Source organism: Streptomyces sp. NPDC026301 (assembly GCF_055567935.1).
Genome location: NZ_JBVHPN010000002.1, coordinates 408,623 through 426,331, shown reverse-complemented (window position 1 = coordinate 426,331; position 17,709 = coordinate 408,623). Strand labels below are relative to the sequence as shown.

At 73.7% G+C, this 17,709-nt stretch carries 13 protein-coding genes; 7 read left to right on the top strand and 6 right to left on the bottom strand.

The genetic code is table 11. From position 1 onward, the window contains the following. Positions 1 to 82 precede the first annotated feature (82 nt). The 3 genes from ACZ4MH_RS05015 to ACZ4MH_RS05005 all read right to left on the bottom strand — a co-directional run bounded on the left by ACZ4MH_RS05015 (position 83) and on the right by ACZ4MH_RS05005 (position 4,546). A complete protein-coding gene (locus tag ACZ4MH_RS05015) occupies positions 83 to 1,240 on the bottom strand; it encodes an IS701 family transposase (protein ID WP_467754196.1) in 1,158 nt (385 codons plus the stop codon). 334 nt (positions 1,241 to 1,574) lie between these two features. Further along, positions 1,575 to 3,716, bottom strand: coding sequence for an aminodeoxychorismate synthase component I (gene pabB, locus ACZ4MH_RS05010; RefSeq protein ID WP_351588239.1), 2,142 nt, complete (start codon positions 3,714 to 3,716; stop codon positions 1,575 to 1,577). A gap of 95 nt (positions 3,717 to 3,811) precedes the next feature. Continuing rightward, positions 3,812 to 4,546 carry a methyltransferase domain-containing protein gene (locus ACZ4MH_RS05005; RefSeq protein WP_351588236.1) on the bottom strand — a complete coding sequence of 245 codons (735 nt, stop codon included), beginning with the start codon at positions 4,544 to 4,546 and terminating at the stop codon, positions 3,812 to 3,814. A gap of 276 nt (positions 4,547 to 4,822) precedes the next feature. On the opposite strand from ACZ4MH_RS05005, the gene ACZ4MH_RS05000 reads away from it, so the two are divergent. Beyond that, positions 4,823 to 6,775 carry a helix-turn-helix domain-containing protein gene (locus ACZ4MH_RS05000; RefSeq protein ID WP_351588233.1) on the top strand — a complete coding sequence of 651 codons (1,953 nt, stop codon included), beginning with the start codon at positions 4,823 to 4,825 and terminating at the stop codon, positions 6,773 to 6,775. Between the two features lie 264 nt (positions 6,776 to 7,039). Continuing rightward, the gene (tal, locus tag ACZ4MH_RS04995) at positions 7,040 to 8,155 is read left to right on the top strand and encodes a transaldolase (protein WP_351588230.1); all 1,116 of its coding nucleotides are present in this window, start codon (positions 7,040 to 7,042) and stop codon (positions 8,153 to 8,155) included. Between the two features lie 267 nt (positions 8,156 to 8,422). Here the strand turns inward: tal and ACZ4MH_RS04990 are convergent, their stop codons facing one another. Beyond that, positions 8,423 to 9,553, bottom strand: a complete 1,131-nt coding sequence (locus ACZ4MH_RS04990; protein WP_351588227.1) for an acyl-CoA dehydrogenase family protein — start codon at positions 9,551 to 9,553, stop codon at positions 8,423 to 8,425. Between the two features lie 128 nt (positions 9,554 to 9,681). On the opposite strand from ACZ4MH_RS04990, the gene ACZ4MH_RS04985 reads away from it, so the two are divergent. Then, a complete protein-coding gene (locus ACZ4MH_RS04985) occupies positions 9,682 to 11,301 on the top strand; it encodes an AMP-binding protein (RefSeq protein WP_351588224.1) in 1,620 nt (539 codons plus the stop codon). Between the two features lie 4 nt (positions 11,302 to 11,305). Continuing rightward, positions 11,306 to 12,166 carry a PaaX family transcriptional regulator gene (locus tag ACZ4MH_RS04980; RefSeq protein ID WP_351588222.1) on the top strand — a complete coding sequence of 287 codons (861 nt, stop codon included), beginning with the start codon at positions 11,306 to 11,308 and terminating at the stop codon, positions 12,164 to 12,166. Positions 12,167 to 12,320: 154 nt separating this feature from the next. On the opposite strand, the gene ACZ4MH_RS04975 is transcribed toward ACZ4MH_RS04980, so the two are convergent. Continuing rightward, positions 12,321 to 13,085 carry an HAD family hydrolase gene (locus ACZ4MH_RS04975; RefSeq protein ID WP_351588219.1) on the bottom strand — a complete coding sequence of 255 codons (765 nt, stop codon included), beginning with the start codon at positions 13,083 to 13,085 and terminating at the stop codon, positions 12,321 to 12,323. A 545-nt stretch (positions 13,086 to 13,630) separates the two neighbouring features. On the opposite strand from ACZ4MH_RS04975, the gene ACZ4MH_RS04970 reads away from it, so the two are divergent. After that, entirely contained in the window at positions 13,631 to 14,347 is a 717-nt protein-coding gene (locus ACZ4MH_RS04970; protein WP_467754093.1) for a TetR family transcriptional regulator, read from the top strand. 219 nt (positions 14,348 to 14,566) lie between these two features. Here ACZ4MH_RS04970 and ACZ4MH_RS04965 read toward each other — a convergent pair whose 3' ends face one another. Then, positions 14,567 to 15,586 (bottom strand): MDR family NADP-dependent oxidoreductase, encoded by a 1,020-nt coding sequence (locus ACZ4MH_RS04965; protein WP_351595139.1) that lies wholly within the window; start codon positions 15,584 to 15,586, stop codon positions 14,567 to 14,569. A gap of 256 nt (positions 15,587 to 15,842) precedes the next feature. Between ACZ4MH_RS04965 and ACZ4MH_RS04960 the strand changes: the two genes are divergently transcribed. Together ACZ4MH_RS04960 and ACZ4MH_RS04955 are read left to right on the top strand one after the other, a co-directional pair. Then, positions 15,843 to 16,439 (top strand): ScbR family autoregulator-binding transcription factor, encoded by a 597-nt coding sequence (locus ACZ4MH_RS04960; protein WP_351595137.1) that lies wholly within the window; start codon positions 15,843 to 15,845, stop codon positions 16,437 to 16,439. A gap of 242 nt (positions 16,440 to 16,681) precedes the next feature. Continuing rightward, a complete protein-coding gene (locus tag ACZ4MH_RS04955) occupies positions 16,682 to 17,665 on the top strand; it encodes a ScbA/BarX family gamma-butyrolactone biosynthesis protein (protein WP_351595134.1) in 984 nt (327 codons plus the stop codon). Positions 17,666 to 17,709: the final 44 nt, after the last annotated feature.

Genomic DNA, 17,709 nt, shown 5'->3' with positions numbered 1-17,709 from the left:
GGAAATCGTCTCCGCGCGGCGCCCTGTGGCCTGAATCGTGCGGCACGCGCGGACCGGCGCCAACGCCGGCGGCGCGACTACGTCAGGTGGTCCGGAGTCCGTCAAGTCCCCGCCCTGCGCCCACTGGTGGGGCGCCGCCGGTGCGCGACAGGGCGGCCACGGCGTGCGCGGCGGAGGCCAGGGTCATGTGGCGGTGCCAGCCGCGGAACGAGCGGCCCTCGAAGTCCTTGAGCCCCACGTCCTCGCCCGCCGCCGCGAGGTCCTGGCAGGCCCGGCCGCCGAGCCCGGTCAGCCGCAGCAGCGCCCCCGCGGGGACCGCCGTCATATTGGTGACCCACAGGGCGGCGGGCGGGCCCTGCGGGTCCCGCCACTCCCCGACGAGCACGAGGTCACCCGGGGCGTCGGCCGCGCCGCCCCGGCGCCGGCGCGGCGGCTCGCCGACGCACGCCACCCGGACCGCGACGGCCAGCGTGTCGCCCGTGCCGGCCGCGCGGACGGGGCGGCGCAGCCCGCGCACGCCCGCGAGGATCCGCTCGGCCGTCAGCGCTCCCCCGTCGTAGCCGGGCAGCGCCGGGTCGCCCATCATGAGCCGGTCCGTCCCGCGGATCCGGGCGATCACCGGGACCCCGGCGGCGCTGAACCGGCCGATGGTGGCGCCGATCCGGTTGATGTGGGTGTTGAGCACCACCGGGCGGGCGGGCACCCGCCAGGACGCCATCACCTCCAGTACAGCCGCCGCGGCGCACTGTTCCAGGGTCTCCCCGCCCGCTCCCTCGGGGATCTCGGCCTGGCGCCGCCGCTCCTCGTCACCGTCCCAGGAGCCCGGCAGGAAAAGCCGCCAGTTGACGGGGGTGTTGAGCGTCTCGGTGGCGTACCACACGCCGAAGGCGCGCTGGCCCCGGAAGATGCCCGTACAGGGGTCGACGCCGTAGTCCACGCCCACCGACTGGTCGCCGGCCTTGGGGATGGCCATCGGGTGCACCACCCATGCCTGCGGCGTGGCGAGCCGCGAGAGGTGGCCGGCGAGCGCCTCGCGCACGGGCTGCCAGTCCCAGGTGGAGCTGCTGATGAAGTGGTGCAGGCTCTGCTCGGTGGCCGAACCGCCCACCTGGGCCGCGATGTTACGGATGGACTTGCGGCCCTCCGTCTGCAGCAGCCCGCGCAGGTACTGCTCCCCCTTGCGGCGCTGGTCCCTGCGGGCGAACGAGGCGAACAGCACGTCGCCCAGTCCGCGGGTCACCGCCTCCCGGGCCTCCGGCGCTCCCGCGGGCCCGGACGGCGCGGCGGACCAGGACTGCTCGCGTACCGCTCTTCCTGCACTGACGGACACAACCACGGGTCTCCCCCTCTGACACGGTGATCCTTCGACCGCCTCAAGAATCGCTCCGGCCGGCCGCCTCGGACGAGGTGCGCAGGCTCCCCTCTTGCGCCTCCGGGTGGTGCTCCCACCACCACCCGGCCGCCCTGTCACGCCTTTTGTGCCGCCCGCGCGCGGCCGCTGCGGTGGCGGGGACACCGTGCCGGTGGTGCGGGCACCGCGACGGGGCGGGGCCCGCACCACCGCTTCCCGGGAGTCACCCGGGGACCGAGTCCGTCCTGCGGCGGCCCGGGAACTCGGCTCCGGTGAGCATCAGCAGCGGCGCCGATTTGACCGCCGTCTCCTCGAACTCCTCCTCCGAGTCCGACAACGCGACGATGGCTCCGCCCACGCCGTAGCGGACGCGCCCGGGCGTGACCACCGCCGTGCGGATCGCCACGCTCAGGTCGGCGGCCCCGGACAGCGAGAAGTAGCCGATGGCCCCCGAGTAGACGCCGCGCGGTCCGCCCTCCAGCCGGTCGATGATCTGCATCGTGCGTACCTTCGGCGCGCCCGTCATGGACCCGGCGGGGAACGCGGCCCGCACACACTCCACCGCGGTACGGTCAGCGCGCAGCCTGGCGCGTACGGTGCTGACCAGTTGATGGACGGTGGCGTACGACTCGACGTCGAAGAGCCCCGTGACCTCGACGGAGCCGATCTCGGCGTGCCGGCCGAGGTCGTTGCGCACCAGGTCGACGATCATCAGGTTCTCCGCGCGGTCCTTCTCGTTCGCGCGCAGCTCCGCGACGATCGCGGCGTCCTCCGACGCGGTCGCCCCGCGCGGCCGGGTGCCCTTGATCGGCTTGGACTCGGCGACGCCCGCCGCGCTCACCCGCAGGAACCGCTCGGGCGACGTGCTGAGCACGGACAGCGCGCCGAAGCGCAGCAGCGCGGCGTACGGGGCGGGGCTGAAGCGGCGCAGCGCGCGGTAGCCCTCCCACGGGTCGAGGGGGCAGTCCGCCTCGGCCAGGTTCGTCAGGCAGACCTCGTAGGTCTCCCCGGCGGCGATCTCCTCCTGGCAGGCGTCGATCAGCCGCAGGTAGCCGTCGCGCTCGTGGCGCAGCCGGATCCCGGCGGTCGGGGCCGGCGGGGCCGGTTCGCCGGCGGGCACACCCGCGAGGGACTCCAGCGTCCGCGCGGTGGCGGTGAGCCAGGAGCGCGCGTCGCGCTCGTCGTCGTCCTCCGCCAGCGCCAGCAGATGGGTGGTCCCGGTGAGGTGGTCCAGGACCACGGCGCGGTCGGCGAACACCATGGCGGCGTCGGCGTCCTCCGCCTGGTGCACCAGGTCGCCGCCGCACTCCGTCTTCAGCTCGTACCCGAGGTAGCCGACCCAGCCGAGGGTGAATTCGAAGGGCACGTCGGGCAGCTCGGTCTCCATGCCGCGCAGGTCCCGGTCGAGCCAGTCGAGGAACTCGCCCGTGACGATCTGCAGGCCCTCGGCGGAGCTCACCGTGACGGTGCGGCTCCACACATCGGCCTTGGCCACGCGCGCGAGCGGCCCCGCGGCGTCGCCCATGACGGAGAACCGCCCGGCGTCCGCGTCGGCCCTGCTGCTGTCCAGCCAGAACGCGTTCTCGCTGCGGCCGAAGAGCCGCTGGTGGGCGACCTCGTCGCGCCATCGTGTCGGCAGCTGCTCGGTCAGGACACGCAGCCGGCGCACGACGGGTACGTCGGGGGCGGCGGGCGTGACGGGTCCGGCGGGCTCGACGGGCTCCGCGACGGCGGGTACGTGCGGTGCGTCTCGTCGTCCGGCACCGCGTCCGGTACCCCGTCCCGCCTGCCATTCCGCGGTCAGCTCGCGGAAGTTCGCCAGGAGTTCATGGCCGTACTGGGTGAGGATCGACTCCGGGTGGAACTGCACTCCCCACAGGGGGCGGGACCGGTGCCGGTGCCCCATCAGGACGCCGTCCTCGGTCCACGCCACCGCCTCCATCCCGTCCGGCAGGTCCGTCACCGCCAGCGAGTGGTAGCGCACCACTTCGAAGGGCGAGGGCAGGCCGCGGAAGAGTCCGGTGCCGGTGTGCCGCACCAGTGACGTGCGGCCGTGCCGCGGCTCCGGGGCCCGGGCGACGGTGCCGCCGTGCAGCAGCGCCAGCCCCTGGTGGCCCAGGCAGATGCCGAGCACCGGAATGTCGCCGCGTTCGGCGATCTCCCGGCAGATTCCGAAATCGGCCGGGCGGCCGGGGTTTCCGGGTCCCGGTGACAGTACGACGTTGTCGAATTCGGCGAGCAGCGCCGGATCCCACCGCGGGTCGTCGTTCCGGAGCACCACGGGCTCGACTCCGTTGACCCGGGACAGGTAGTGGTGGAGGTTGAAGGTGAAGGAGTCGTAGTTGTCTATCAGCAGAGTCCGCACGATTCTTTTCTCAGCTCGGGAAGGAGTACGAAGGAGTACGTACGAAGGGGAGTACTCGGGGCCGACAAGGCTTTCTCGCATTCGGCGCCGCCGGTTCAGCGGGCCGCCGCGCGCCGCTCGGTCGCCGTATCGGTGATCTCCAGAAGAAAGTGCCCGACGTTTTCCGCGCCCTCGCGCACCGTGCGGCTGCGCAGCACCCGCAGCCGGCGGCCGCAGTCCGCGGCCATCGCCTCCAGCGACGCGAGGTCGCCGCGCTCGCTGAAGTGCAGCAGGGCCCTTCCGCCGGGCGTCACGTACGACGGTGCCTCGGCGAGATAGCGCCGGTGAGCGCGGTAGCCGGGGTCGACGTACGCCTGCTCGTGCACCGACAGGTAGCGGTACTCCGGCGGGGCCAGGACGAAATTCGAGTGCCAGTAAACGGTGTCGTACCGGTCGCCCGGCACGAGTCCGTCGAAGAGGTCGCTGTGCACGGCTTTCACGCGGTCGGCCACGTGGTGGCGGGCCGCGTTCATGGCGGCGTTCCGTACGGCGTCCGCGCTGATATCGAGGGCCGTGACGCGGTCGCAGCCCGCCCGTGCGGCGGACACGGCGATGATTCCGGTACCGCAGCCGACCTCCAGGAACGAGCCACGCCACAGTGCCGGGTCCGGCCCGGTGAGGCCGAGGAGTTCCATGGCCGCGCCGGTCGAGGCGGAGAAAGGCGGCGCGAACACCCCGTCCAGCAAATCCCATTCGGCGCCCGCCATGGCGAACGTCCGCGGCCGTTCCTTGTGCAGCAGCGCCGCTCTGCTCCGCTCCAGAGAAAGCACGTAGTTCTTGATCGCGGCCATCCCGCCCCCGTTTCTCATTGATCGCCGCGAACGTCGTCGCCACCCCCGGGCGAAGTCCGTTCCCGGCCCCCGCGTTGATCGTTGCCGAGCCGGACGGCGGGCAAAAGGTGGTCCCACAACACCGCGCGGCCGCCGAGTGATGTCGCAGCCACCGGCAGAATGCGAATTTCCAGGTCAGCCGCTTGACCGGGGCTTGACTCGTGCTTGACTCGGCCCACGGCGGCACATACATTCAAGCGGCTCGACGCGTTCGGGGTCTCGGGGGGAGATGCAAAGGTGAAGGGCGAGGAGTCCATCGGCGTCCCGGCACTGGCCGTTCTGGAACTGCTCGCGCAGGATTCACCGCCGGACCGGTTCCACGAACTGCTCCAGCGCGGCCGGCGGCTGTCCCTGTCACCGGACGGGCTCGCCGATCTCCAGCGGGCGACGCATCTGGCGCTGGACGTCCAGGCGTCGGTCAGCCAGCGCCGCCGGCGCGAGACCTTCATGACCGGGCTCGTGGACACCGTGCACGACATGGCGGCGCCCTCCAGCCCCGACACCCTGCTGAAGGTCGTCACGAGCCGGGCCCGCAGACTGCTCGGCTTCGACATGGCGTACGTCAGCCTGCGCGACGCCGAGGACAACTCCTACATCCACAGCTCGGACGGCGACACGACGGCCCTCAACACCGGCCTCGTGGTGCGCAAGCAGCGCGGTCTGAGCGACCTGGTCCGCACCACGGGCGCGCCCTTCTGGACCACGGACTACCTCAACGACGACCGGATCCCGCACTGGGAGGAGGTCGACGCCGTCGTCCGCGCGGAGTGCCTCTCCGCGATCATGGCGGTGCCGATCCTGCGCGGGAGCGAGCCGATCGGCGTGCTCTACGGGGCCAACCGCGTGGTGCGGCACTTCACGCCCGACGAGATCAGCGTGATGCGCTCGCTCGCGGACTTCGCCTCGGTCGCCCTGGAGAAGGCCGAACTCCTCGACCGTACGCGCTCGGAGATCGCCGAGCTGGAGTCCCTGGGCGCCCGGGCGCGGGCCACCGTCGCGCGCATGACGTACCTGGAGGACGCCCAGTCCCGGCTGGCCTCGCTGGTCCTCGACGGCAGCGACCTGCAGCAGCTCGCGAGCACCGCGGCCGAGGCACTGGACGGCGGGCTGGTGGTGAGCGACGCGTACGGGCGGGTCCTGACGTCGGCCGGGGAGGCGTCCGGGCTCACCGATGCGGTGACGGACCGGGCCGTGCTGGAGGCGCACGCGGCGGGCGAGCCGGTCGCCCTCGCGGCGGACCTCTGGGCGGCCCCGGTCAGCGCGGGGGCCGAGAACCTCGGCATCGTCCTGTTCCGGCCCGCCGCCGGACTCGACGCCGAAGGGCGGCGGTTCCTCCGCTTCGCCGGGCAGGCGGTGGCCATGCTGCTGGTGATCCAGCGCAGCACGGCGGTCGCGGCCGGGCCGGTCCGTGACGAGTTCTTCGACGAGCTCCTCGCCGTGCCGCTGCGCGCGCCGCACCGGCTCGCCACGCGCGCCCAGCGGCTCCAGGTGGACCTGGACGAGCCGTACGTCGTCGTGGCGATCCGGCCCGAGGGCAGCGAGCACGGCAAGGCCGTCGTGTGGGCCTCGTCGTACAGCTCCCGGCACCGCGGGCTCAAGACGGTACGGGACGGGCGCATCGTGCTGCTGCTGCCCGGCTCCGACGCCTCGGCCGCGGCGCGCGCCGTGTCCGACGAGCTGTCGCCCTCCCTGACGCAGCCCGTGACCGTCGGCGCGGCCGGTCCCGGCACCGGGCTCGCGTCGGTGGCCCGGGTGCACCACGAGGCGCAGCGCTGCCTGGACACACTGGCCATCCTGGGCGAGGCGGGGAACGCCGCCTCCATGGCCGACCTCGGCTTCCTCGGGCTGCTGCTCTCCGACGACCGGGACGTGGACGGGTTCGTCGCCTCGGCCATCGGTCCCCTGCTGGACCACGACGCCGAGCGCGGAGCCGATCTCGTCGGCACCGTGGAGGCGTACTTCGCCTCGGGCCAGAGCCCCACCCGCGCGGCGGAGGCCCTGTACATCCACGCCAACACCGTGGCCCGCCGGCTCGACCGGATCACGGAACTGCTCGGGTCCGGCTGGCAGAAGGGCGAGCGCGCGGTCGAGGTCCAGCTCGCCCTGCGCCTGGTGCGGGCCCGGGAGGTGCTGCGGCAGCAGCGGGAGACGGCCGCCCCCGGCCGACGGTCCGGTCCGGCGGAGGCGTAGGCGCCGCTGCCCGGCCGGGCACGCCGGCGCCGGCCCGCATGCCCCTCGGGGCGCGGATTCTTGCCCGAACGGCCAGAAATCGCGGGCTACTTGACGGAGTCCGGTGCGCCCCCTTTTGGTTCCCCGCGCCCTGAGCGAGGGTCGGTGTGTGCAGTACATTCCCCACCCCGCACGGGGCACCACCGGACGCCCGGCCGCCGCGGCCGCCCCGTCCGCCGCGCGGACCGCGCGCCACCGCCGCGTCACCCTCCGCCGGCGGGCCCGATGACCGCGCCACGGCTGCGGCAGCTGAACGACGCGGGGATCTCCTTCTGGCTCGACGGCATCAGCCGCTTCCTGCTGGGCAGCGGCGCCCTGGCAGCGCTGGTGAAGGACTGGCGCGTGTCCGGCGCCACGACGAACCCCGAGCTGTTCCTCCACGCGGTGACCGCGGGACCCGCGTACGCGGAACAGCTGCGGGGCCTGGCCGCGCGCGAGGCCACCGTGGAACAGGCCGTGTGGGAGCTGACGGCCCATGACCTGCGGTGGGCCTGTGACGTACTGCTGCCCGTCCACCTCGCGCGGCACGGCACGACGGGGCTGGTGTCGGTGGACATCGATCCGCGGCTCTCCGGCGACAGTGCGGCGACCGTGGAGTGGGCCCGCCGGCTGTGGCGGGAGATCGACCGGCCCAACCTGCTGATCAGGATTCCGGCCACCGACACGGGCCTTGCGGCGATCACCGGCTGTCTCGCCGAGGGCATCGGCGTGAACGCCGCGGCGGTGTTCTCGGCCGAGCGCTATCAGCAGGTCGCCGACGCGCATCTCGCCGGTCTGGAGCTGGCCTCCCGGGCGGGCCGCCCGCTGGCCCGCATCCATTCCGTGGCGTCGTTCCACGTCAGCCCGATCGACTGTGCGGTGGACCCGCTGCTCGACGGCATCGGTACGGAGGCGGCGCTGGCCCTGCGCGGCAAGACCGCCCTGGCCGTCGCCCGGCTCGCCCTCGCGCGGCACAGGAGGACGTACGACGGCGCCGCCTGGCAGCCGCACGCGCGGCTCGGGGCCCGGCGCCAGCGGCTGTTGTGGACCGCGACGACGGTGCACGACACCGTGTACCGCGACACCCACTACGCGGACGGGCTGTTCGCGCCGGGCACGGTCAGCGCGATGCCGGAGCAGCTCCTGTGGGCGGTGGCCGACCACGGCCGCATCCAGCGCGTCCAGCAGGAGGAGGCGACCGGGGCGGAGGCCGCGCGTACGCTCGACTCCCTTGCGCGGCTGGGCGTTCCGCTGGACGACGTCCCGCGCCGGCTCGAAGCCGCCGCCCACGAGGAGGCGACGGTCTCGCGGTACCGCCTGCTCGACGCCGTCACCACGGCGCTCAAGAAGGCCCGCCCCTGAGAGCCCGTGCCCAGCCCCCGCCGGGGGCAATGGCAGAACCCCGGTCTCCGTGCGGAGACCGGGGTTCGTCGCGAGCGCTGGGCAGGCCTTGCACCTGCATCTCCCCGCAGGAAGCGGGGCGTCTTTCCTTGGACCACCAACGCCTGGGCCGTCACCGGTTTCCCGGCGGCGCGCTCAAGATCAACTCTACCGCACGGCCGGGAGCTCGGCCACCGGCTCCCGGTGGACGAAGTCGACCAGGAGTTCCCACCGGAGACAGTACGTCCGTCAGCGGTACAGCTCCCGCGCGATGATCGTCCGCTGCACCTCCGTCGCGCCCTCGTAGATGCGCGGCGCGCGCACCTCCCGGTAGAGGTGTTCCAGCAGGTGGCCGCGGCGCAGGGCGCGGGCGCCGTGGATCTGCACGGCGGCGTCGACGGCCTCCTGGGCGGTCTCGGTGGCGAGCAGCTTGGCCATGGCGGCGCGCTTGGCGATGCCGGGCGCGCCCGCGTCGTAGGCCGCGGCCGCCGCGTACACCAGCAGCCGGGCCGCCTCGATACGGGTGGCGAGGTCGGCGAGGCGGTGGGAGACGGACTGCAGGTCCTTCAGGGGCGCGCCGAACGCCTCACGGGTGGCGGCGTGTTCCAGTGCGGCGTCCAGCGCCGCCTGGGCCATGCCGACGGCGAAGGCGCCGACGCTGGGCCGGAAGAGGTTCAGGGTGCGCATCGCGACGCCGAAGCCGTGGCCCGGCTCGCCCAGGACGTCGGCGCGGGTGACGGGGACGCCGTCGAAGACCAGCGTGCCGATGGGGTGCGGGCTGAGCATGTCCAGGTGCTCGCCGCTCAGTCCGGGGCGGTCGGCGGGGACGAGGAAGGCGGTGACGCCGCGGGCGCCGGGGGCCTCGCCGGTGCGCGCGAAGACGGTGGCGAAGTCCGCCTCGGGCGCGTTGGAGATCCAGCACTTCTCGCCGGTGAGCCGCCAGCCGCTGCCGCCGGGGCCGTCCGGCTCTGCGGCCAGGCTGAGCGCCGCCGCGTCGGACCCGGCGCCGGGCTCGCTGAGCGCGAAGGCGGCGACCGCGCGCCCGGCGGTGACCTCCGGCAGCCAGCGCGCTCGCTGCTCCTCGGTACCGGATTGGAGTACCGGATAGGTGCCGAGCCCCTGGAGGGCGAGCGCCGTCTCCGCCTCGGTGCACTCCTGCGCCAGGGACTCCCGCAACAGGCACAGGTCCAGGGCGCGGACGGTGCCACCCTCGGGGAACAGCCGGCGCAGCAGCCCCAGTTCGCCGAGCGCGGCCACCAGCGGGCGGTTGACCCGGCCCGGCTCGCCCTTCTCGGCGAGCGGGCGCAGCTGTGCGGCGGTCAGGGCCCGGAGTTCGGCACACCAGGCCACGTCCCCGGCGTCGAGCGCGAATGCGGTCACAGGGCGGCTCCCTTATCGCGGTCTGTTGACTGTCGTCACGAACACGTTACGCTGGCGAACCGTCCGTACGGCAGTCCCCGGCGGCCCTCGGACACCACGGCTGAGCGTCACGAGGGGGCGCATGCGTCATGGACCTACAGCCTTCGGCCCACGCCGACACCTTCACCCGCGACCATCTCCCACCACCCCAGCAGTGGCCGCACCTCGGCGATATGGGGTATCCCGACCGGCTCAACTGCGGTACGGAGCTGCTGGACGGCTCGCTGAACCGGTTCGGCGCGGGGCGGCCCGCCCTGCGCGACGGCACCGGGACGGTCTGGACGTACGGAGAGCTGCGCGAGCGCGTCAACCGCATCGCGCACGTACTGAGCGACGACCTCGGCGTGCGGCCCGGCGCGCGAGTACTGCTGCGCGGGCCGAACTCCCCCGCGCTCGCCGCCTGTTGGCTGGCGGTGATGAAGGCGGGCGCGGTGGCGGTGACCGTACCGGCCGCGCAGCGCACCCATGAGCTGGCCACCCTGTGCGACATCGCGCGTATCCGCCATGCGGTGTGCGACGTACGGTCGGTGGACGACCTGGCCAAGGCCGCGCTGCCCGGCCTCGCGGTCACCGCGTACGGCGGCGGGGCACCGGACGACCTGCTGCGCCTGGCCGCCGGCAAGCCCGCCGAGTACGCCGCGGTGGACACCGCCGCCGACGACGTCGCGCTGATCGCGTTCACCTCCGGCACCACCGGGCGCCCCAAGGGCTGCATGCACTTCCACCGGGACGTGCTCGCCATCGCCGACACGTTTTCGGCACGCGTGCTGCGCCCCGTGCCGGACGACGTCTTCGCGGGCAGCCCGCCGCTGGGCTTCACCTTCGGCCTCGGCGGCCTGGTGGTCTTCCCGCTGCGGGCCGGGGCCAGCGCGCTGCTCACCGAAGGGAACGGGCCGCGCGGACTGCTCCGCGACATCGCGGCCCACCGCGTCTCCGTCCTGTTCACGGCGCCCACCGCCTACCGCGCGATGCTGCCCGAACTGGCCGGGTACGACGTCTCCTCGCTGCGCCGCTGCGTCTCGGCGGGCGAGAACCTGCCCGCCGCCACCTGGCACGCCTGGCGCGAGGCGACCGGCCTGCGGCTCATCAACGGCATCGGCGCGACGGAGCTGCTGCACATCTTCCTCTCGGCCGCCGACGAGGCCGCCCGTCCCGGGGTCACCGGGGTGCCGGTGCCGGGGTACGAGGCGCGGGTGGTGGACGCGGCGGGGCGGCCGCTGCCGGACGGCGAGCCGGGGCTGCTGGCCGTGCGCGGTCCGACCGGCTGCCGCTACCTCGCCGACCCGCGCCAGCTGGAGTACGTACGGGACGGCTGGAACCTCACCGGCGACACCTATGTGCGCGAGCCGGACGGCTACTTCCGCTATGTCGCGCGCGCCGACGACATGATCATTTCGGCCGGGTACAACATCGCCGGGCCCGAGGTCGAGGAGGCGCTGCTGCGGCACCCGGCGGTGGCCGAGGCCGCGGTGGTCGGCCGTGCCGACGCGGCGCGCGGACAGGTGGTCGTGGCCCATGTGGTGCTCGGCACGGACCTCCCCCGTTCGGAGGAAACCGTCGCCGCGCTGCGGGAGTTCACCAAGGCCGAGATCGCGCCGTACAAGTGCCCGCGCGAGATCGTCTTCCACGACGCGCTTCCCCGGACGCCGACCGGCAAACTCCAGCGCTTCCGGCTGCGCGCGCCTCTTCAGGGCGCCCCTTTAGAGTGACGGCGTGAGTGACCCGCAGCCGCAGCGCACCCCACGGTCCCTGATCGTCACCTTCTACGGCGCGTACGGACGCGACGCGAAGGGGGAACCGCTGGGGCCGGTGCCGGTGGCCGCGCTGATCACGCTGCTGGGCGTGGTGGGCGTGGACCCGCCGTCGGTGCGCTCGGCGGTCTCCCGGCTCAAGCGCCGCGAGCTGCTGGTGCCCGCGCGCACGCCGGCGGGGGGCGCCGGATACGCGCTGTCGGCGGACGCGCGCGAGCTGCTGGCCGACGGCGACCGGCGGATCTACGGGCGGCCCGCCGCCCGGGCGAGCGACGGCTGGGTGCTGGCGGTGTTCTCGGTACCCGAGGAGGAGCGGCACAAGCGGCACCTGCTGCGCTCCCGGCTGGCCCGGCTCGGCTTCGGTACCGCGGCTCCGGGCGTATGGATCGCGCCGGGCCATCTCTACGAGGAGACCCGGCACGTGGTGCGGCGCCTCCAACTCGATCGGTACGTCGACCTCTTCACCGGCGCGCATGCCGGGTTCGCGCCCACGGTGGAGGCGGTGGCGCGCTGGTGGGACCTGCCCGCGATCGCCGGGCGGCACCGCGCGTTCCTCGACGCGCACGAGCCGGTGCTGCGGCGCTGGACCCGCCGGCGCGGGACGGTGCCGGAGGCGGCGTACCACGACTATCTGCTGGCCCTGGACGCCTGGCGGCGCCTGCCGTACGCCGATCCTGGCCTGCCCGCCGCGCTGTTGCCGGAGGACTGGCCCGGCGGCCGCGCGGCGGCGGTCTTCGGCCGGCTGCACCGGCGGCTGCACGCGGCGGGCGCGGAGTTCGCGCACGGGGTACTGGCTGAGCGGGGCGCACTGGGTCCCGGGTGAGGGACGGGCCTCCGCATGGGGGGTCCGGCGTGCCGACGGGCGGGAGACGGCCGTCAGGGTGGCGGCGCGGCCGCGCGTGAGGCACGTCGTGCGGAGCGGGCGTCGTACGGGGCGGACGCGGATACGGCCCCAGGAGGACGGGCAGTGGAGCGCCTCAGCGCATCCGGTGGTGCCCGGCGGCCATCTCGACCGGGCGGGGGCGGGTGGCGGCCACGGCGGCGACCACGTCACGGAAGGAGCTGCACATCCGGGTGCCGGCCACCGCGGCCAGCTCCCCGAAGCGGCCCACGCCGTAGGTCACGGCGATCGGGGCCATGTGGGCGGTGACGGCCATGCGCATGTCGCCGACGGTGTCGCCGACGTACGCGCTCTCGCGCGGCGAGACGCCGAGCTGGGAGACGGCGCGCAGCGCCATCTCCGGGTGCGGCTTGCCGCGCCGCACCATGTCGTGGCAGACGACCGGGCCGACCAGGTCGCGGATGCCCATCACGTCCAGCAGCGCCTCGGCGCTGCGCGCCACCTTGGAGGTGGCCACGGCCAGTTCGATGCCGTGCGCGCGCAGCGCGGACAGGCCGGAGGAGACGCCGGGGAACAGCAGCCGCGGGCCCTCACGGAGCACTTCGTGTGCGAAGAGTTCGCGGTAGCGACCCATCGCGGTGAGCACCGCCTCGTCCGTCTCCGGGCGGCCGAGCAGCTGCCCGAAGGCGGCGGGGGCCGGCTTGCCGACCGCGGCCGCGGCCTGCCGGGGCGTCACCCGGCGCCCCTGCTCCGCGACCACCTTCGAGAGCAGCCGGCCAATGGCGGGCAGCGTGTCGGCGAGGGTGCCGTCCAGGTCGAATACGACAGCCCGGATCGGAACCGCGCCACCGCCCCGCGGCGCCCCCCCGATGCCTTCGCCGACGTCCGCTGAATCGCGCATTGCTCGATACCTTCCGATGCGTTGACGGGCCGGCCGGAGTCCAGGACTCCCACCGGCGATGAGGAACTGAAACCGATGCATGTGTGAAGAGTGAAGCGAATCCGTCGGCACGCAACGCCGCGGGGGCCTGGCGGGGAAGCGTTACAACGGCTTTCATGGAGGCAACGCGTTTCGTTGCTCGCCTTTGCAGATTTAAAAACCGCCTGCGCTGTTTGTCAATGCGCTGAGCCACACCTCACACACAACGCGTACACGACCGCAACGCCTGTGACGCCCGGGACGAACCGCGACCCGACCGCCACAGGGCCGCGATCATGGGGGTAACACTTCAGCCACCTCGGCTTCGAGGGATCGGCCGGTTACCGCGCCCGACTTTGCCGGGCCGTACCATATTGAAACCGCATGGTTGGTTTTTCTCGGTACCCTTCGCCGCATCGAACCACGTGAACCATGAACCATGTGAGCCATCGAGCCATCGGGCTCCCGCGTCACCGAGCCCTCGGCTCATCGAGCCCGCGAGCCGGACGAGAGACAGGACGGACACAGTGCCCACGCAGCACCGCGCGATCCAGAGCCGCCAGGCGCTCATCCGCTCGGCCGCCCAGAGCTTCATCGACAAGGGCGTCTCCGCCTCCGGCATGGTCGACATCAGCCGGCGCGCGAGACTGAGCAAAGGCGCGCTCTACTTCCACTTCGAGTCCAAGGAAGAGCTGACCCTCGCCGTCCGCGACGAGGCGCTCGGCGCGCTGCGCGAGCTGGAGGAGCAGTTGCTGCGCGCGCCCGACCCGGTGCTGACCGCGTCCCGCGACTTCGCCGCCGCCCTGCTGGACCGGGTGGACCGGGACATCGTCGTCCGCGCCGGACTGCGGATCCGCCCGGAGAGCGACCCCACACCCAGCGGCACCCTGCTGCACCGGCGGTGGTGCACGCTGTTCCTGGAGAAGGCCGCCGCCGACCGCTCGGCGGGCCGGCTGCCCCCGGACACCGACCCGCAGCGGCTCGCCCGGGCGCTGACCACGATGGTGGTGGGGCTGCTGGAGCTCGGCCACACGGACCGTACGTGGTGGAGCCGGGAGGCCGTGACGGACATGTGGCGGCAGCTGGTGCCCGCGCCCCGGGTGCCCGCCGGCGCCGGCGCCGGGCGCCCGCTGCGCGCCGGGCCGCCCGGTGGGCCGCGCGCCGCCGTCCCCCAGCCCGCCCTGCGCGGCGCCGCGGGGCGCGACCCCGCCGCCTTCGCGCCGCGCCGCACGCCGCCGCGCTGACCGTCGTACACACGCCGCGAGACATACACACCTTGCGAGGCGTACACCCCCTGCGGTCGTCCGCACCCGACCGCCCGGGCCGCCGCGCGCGGCGGTCGTCGCGCGGGCGCGGCGGTCACCGGTGGTCCGGTGGCCGCCACGCCCGTATGCCGTCGGGACCCGTCGGGGTGGGCCCCTACGGCGGCCGCCCGGCCCGCCCCCCGGCGGGCCGCACGGAGTTCACAGCTCGACCAGCACCGCCCCGGTGTGGTCGCCCTGGACGAGTTCGCGCAGCGCCTCCGGGGCCTGGTCCAGGCCGCGCAGCCGGCTGTGCGCGAAGATCAGCGTGCCGTCGCGCAGGCCGCGCCCGAACTCCTCGGCCCACTCCTGCGCGAGGCCCGGGTGGTCGCGTACCGAGAAGCCGCGCAGCGCGACCCGCCGGGTGACCACCAGCGCGGTGTCCAGCTCGACCGGCGCCGTGGTCCCGGCCCCCGCCCCCAGCTGCGCCGACAGCGCGCCCACGAGCGCGAACCGGGCGCCGGTACGGGCCGATTCGAGCGCCGCCGCCAGCTGCTCGCCGCCCACGGTGTCCAGCAGGACATCGATGCCGTTCGGCGCCGCCTTGCGCAGCTGCGGGCCGATCGGCCCGGCGCCGCGCAGCACCACCTCGTCGTAGCCCAGCTCCTTCACCAGGTACTCGGCCTTGCGCTCCGAGCCGGTGGAGCCGATGACCCGGCGCGCCCCCAGGCGCCGGGCGAGCTGGCCCGCGAGGCTGCCGACGCCGCCGGCCGCGCCGGTGATGAACACCGTGTCACCGGGCCGTACCCGCGCGATGTGCACGAGGGCGCCCCAGGCGGTGGCGCCCTGCGAGAGGTGCGCCGCCGGGTCGGGCAGCGCCTCGGGGTCGATGCGCTGCGCCCGTGCCGCGTCCACCAGGGCGTACTCCCGCCAGCCCAGGTCGTGCCGGACCAGGTCGCCGGGCGCGAAGCCGCCGCCGGGCGCCTCGACGACCTCGCCGATCGCCGCGCCCCACAGCGCCCGGCCCGGCACGAAGGAGGGCATGGGCAGCTCGGCCCCGGTCATCATCGTGCGCATCACGGCGGTCACGGCCATGATCCGGTTGCGCACCAGGACCGTACCCGGGGCCGGTTCCGGCAGCGGAGTGTCGACCACCGTGAAGTGATCCGGTGTCAGGGCGCCGTCGGCGCGGGCGGCGAGGCGGACTTCGCGGTGGGTGGCGGGGTGGACGGGCGCGGCCATGGGGGGAGGCTCCTGGGGATAGAGGGCTGCGGACGATTGCAGGGCCCGTACGCACGCGCCGCGTCCGGACTCGGGGGCCGACCGTTCACGACCGGTAGGACCGGAACGAAGCTTTCCCAAATCTCCACGACAGATCAATACCGTCTGGTTGGATTATTGTTTGCGCCGTCAATAGAATTCGGCCAGATCCGCGGAAGGCGGACGCACCCCAGAGCGAACATGCGGAGGACCGCCGGTGGCCAAGCAGGAACGGGCAGTGCGCACTCGACAGGCCGTCCTCGTGGCAGCGGCCCAGGTCATCGGCGAGCGCGGCTATGAAGCGGCCACGATCGCGGAGATCATCCAGCGCGCCAAGGTCACCAAGGGCGCGCTGTACTTCCACTTCCCGTCCAAGGACGCCCTGGCCCGCGCGGTCATCGCGGAACAGACCGAGATGCTGGTCCCGCCGCCCAGCGACTCCCGGGTGCAGGACGTCATCGACTTCAGTCATCAGGTGGCGCGGGCGCTGCGCGAGGACCCGGTGCTGCAGGCCGGCACCCGGATCGCGGTGGAGACCACCTTCAGCCACGAACCGCTGGTGCCGTACCAGGACTGGATCGAGATCGTGACCAGGATGTTCACCGAGGCGCGCGAGCGCGGGGAGTTGCTGCCCGCGGTGAACCCGGCGAAGGCCGCGGAGTTCGTCGTGTCCGCGTACATGGGCGTGCAGCTCTTCTCCCACGCCGCCGCGAACCGCACCGACCTGCACGAGCGCGTCACCTCTCTGTGGCGGCACATCCTGCCGAGCCTGGCCTCGCCGGGAGCCATGAGCCACCTGACCCCCAGCGGCCGATGGGAGCGCCACGCCGCCTGACCGGCCCGGCACCTCCTCCGACGGCGGCCCCTCGGCCGCCGTCTTCCGACGTCCTGAGCAACTCGTCGCTGCGTGTGGCGCGGCCGAAAACGGCCGTGGCTCGATAACTATGCCGTCACACGTAACACTTCTGCCCAAAGATTCACTCTGAAGCACTAGAAAACAAACCAGCCGGTTCGTATCTTGGGGCAGCAGGCGCTGAGTAAGGGCGCAGCCCGCGCCCGTCCAGGGAAGGAACCCGCATGCCCGACGTTCTGACCGTGCCGCACTCCGTCCGCGGCCGACTCACCGCGCCTTCGGGGAAATCCCCCGCACTCGCTCCGCAGCGGCCGCTGACCACCACGGTTCCGCGGGAGTACGTCCACCGCAGCTCGGTGACCGAGGTGTTCCTCACCGACTGGCGCGGCAACGGTGACGACGCCTGGACCGTCGACGCCCAATGGCCGCGCGCCCACAGCTTCTACGGCCCCGCGCACGGACTGCACGACCCGATGATGCTGGCGGAGACCGTGCGGCAGGCCGGCCTCCTGCTCAATCACGTCGGCCACGGCATCCCGCTGGGCCACCCGGTGATCTGGGGAAGCATGCGGTACTCCGCCGACCCCGAGGCGCTCGCGCTCGCCGGCGCCCCCGCCGACGTCGAAGTACGCGTGCACGACCACGACATCGTGCGCAGAGGCAGCCGGCTGTCCAGCATGCGGCAGATCTTCGACGCCTATCGGGACGACCGGCGTCTGGGACGCGTCGAGTGCACTTTCACCTGCCACATCCCGGCCGTCTACCGGCGGTTGCGCGGCCCGTACGCCGACCTCGGCCACGCCCTCGCGCGCGCGATCCCGCCGGCCGCTCCCGTCCGCCCGGCGCTCGTCGGCCGGGACCGCCCGGCCGACGTGGTGCTCTCCCCCACCGCCGAGACCGACCGCTGGCAGCTGCGGGCCGACATCTCCCACCCGGTGCTCTTCGACCACCCCGTCGACCACGCGCCGGGGATGCTGCTGGTGGAGGCCGCCCGGCAGGCCGCGTACGCCGCGGTGGGCCCAGGCCCCTCGATCGCCGCCGCGATGGACTGCTCCTTCGTCCGCTACGGCGAGCTGGACGCGCCGTGCTGGATACGGGCCGAGGCCGCCGGGCACGACGACGCCGGCCGGCCGCGCGTCGCGGTCACCGCGGAACAGCACGGCCACCCTGTTTTCACCGCCACGGTGAGCTGCGCTCCCGTCGGCTGACCGGCGGACCGCGGCGGCCGGGTACGACGGCCGCGCACCCCGCC

What these genes read in the sequence shown, in the direction of transcription:
- ACZ4MH_RS04975 (WP_351588219.1), bottom strand. Translation starts at nt 13,085, where the DNA reads ATGCGCGATTCAGCGGACGTCGGCGAAGGCATCGGGGGGGCGCCGCGG.
- ACZ4MH_RS04985 (WP_351588224.1), top strand. Translation starts at nt 9,682, where the DNA reads ATGGACCTACAGCCTTCGGCCCACGCCGACACCTTCACCCGCGACCAT.
- ACZ4MH_RS04955 (WP_351595134.1), top strand. Translation starts at nt 16,682, where the DNA reads ATGCCCGACGTTCTGACCGTGCCGCACTCCGTCCGCGGCCGACTCACC.
- tal (WP_351588230.1), top strand. Translation starts at nt 7,040, where the DNA reads ATGACCGCGCCACGGCTGCGGCAGCTGAACGACGCGGGGATCTCCTTC.
- ACZ4MH_RS04965 (WP_351595139.1), bottom strand. Translation starts at nt 15,586, where the DNA reads ATGGCCGCGCCCGTCCACCCCGCCACCCACCGCGAAGTCCGCCTCGCC.
- ACZ4MH_RS05005 (WP_351588236.1), bottom strand. Translation starts at nt 4,546, where the DNA reads ATGGCCGCGATCAAGAACTACGTGCTTTCTCTGGAGCGGAGCAGAGCG.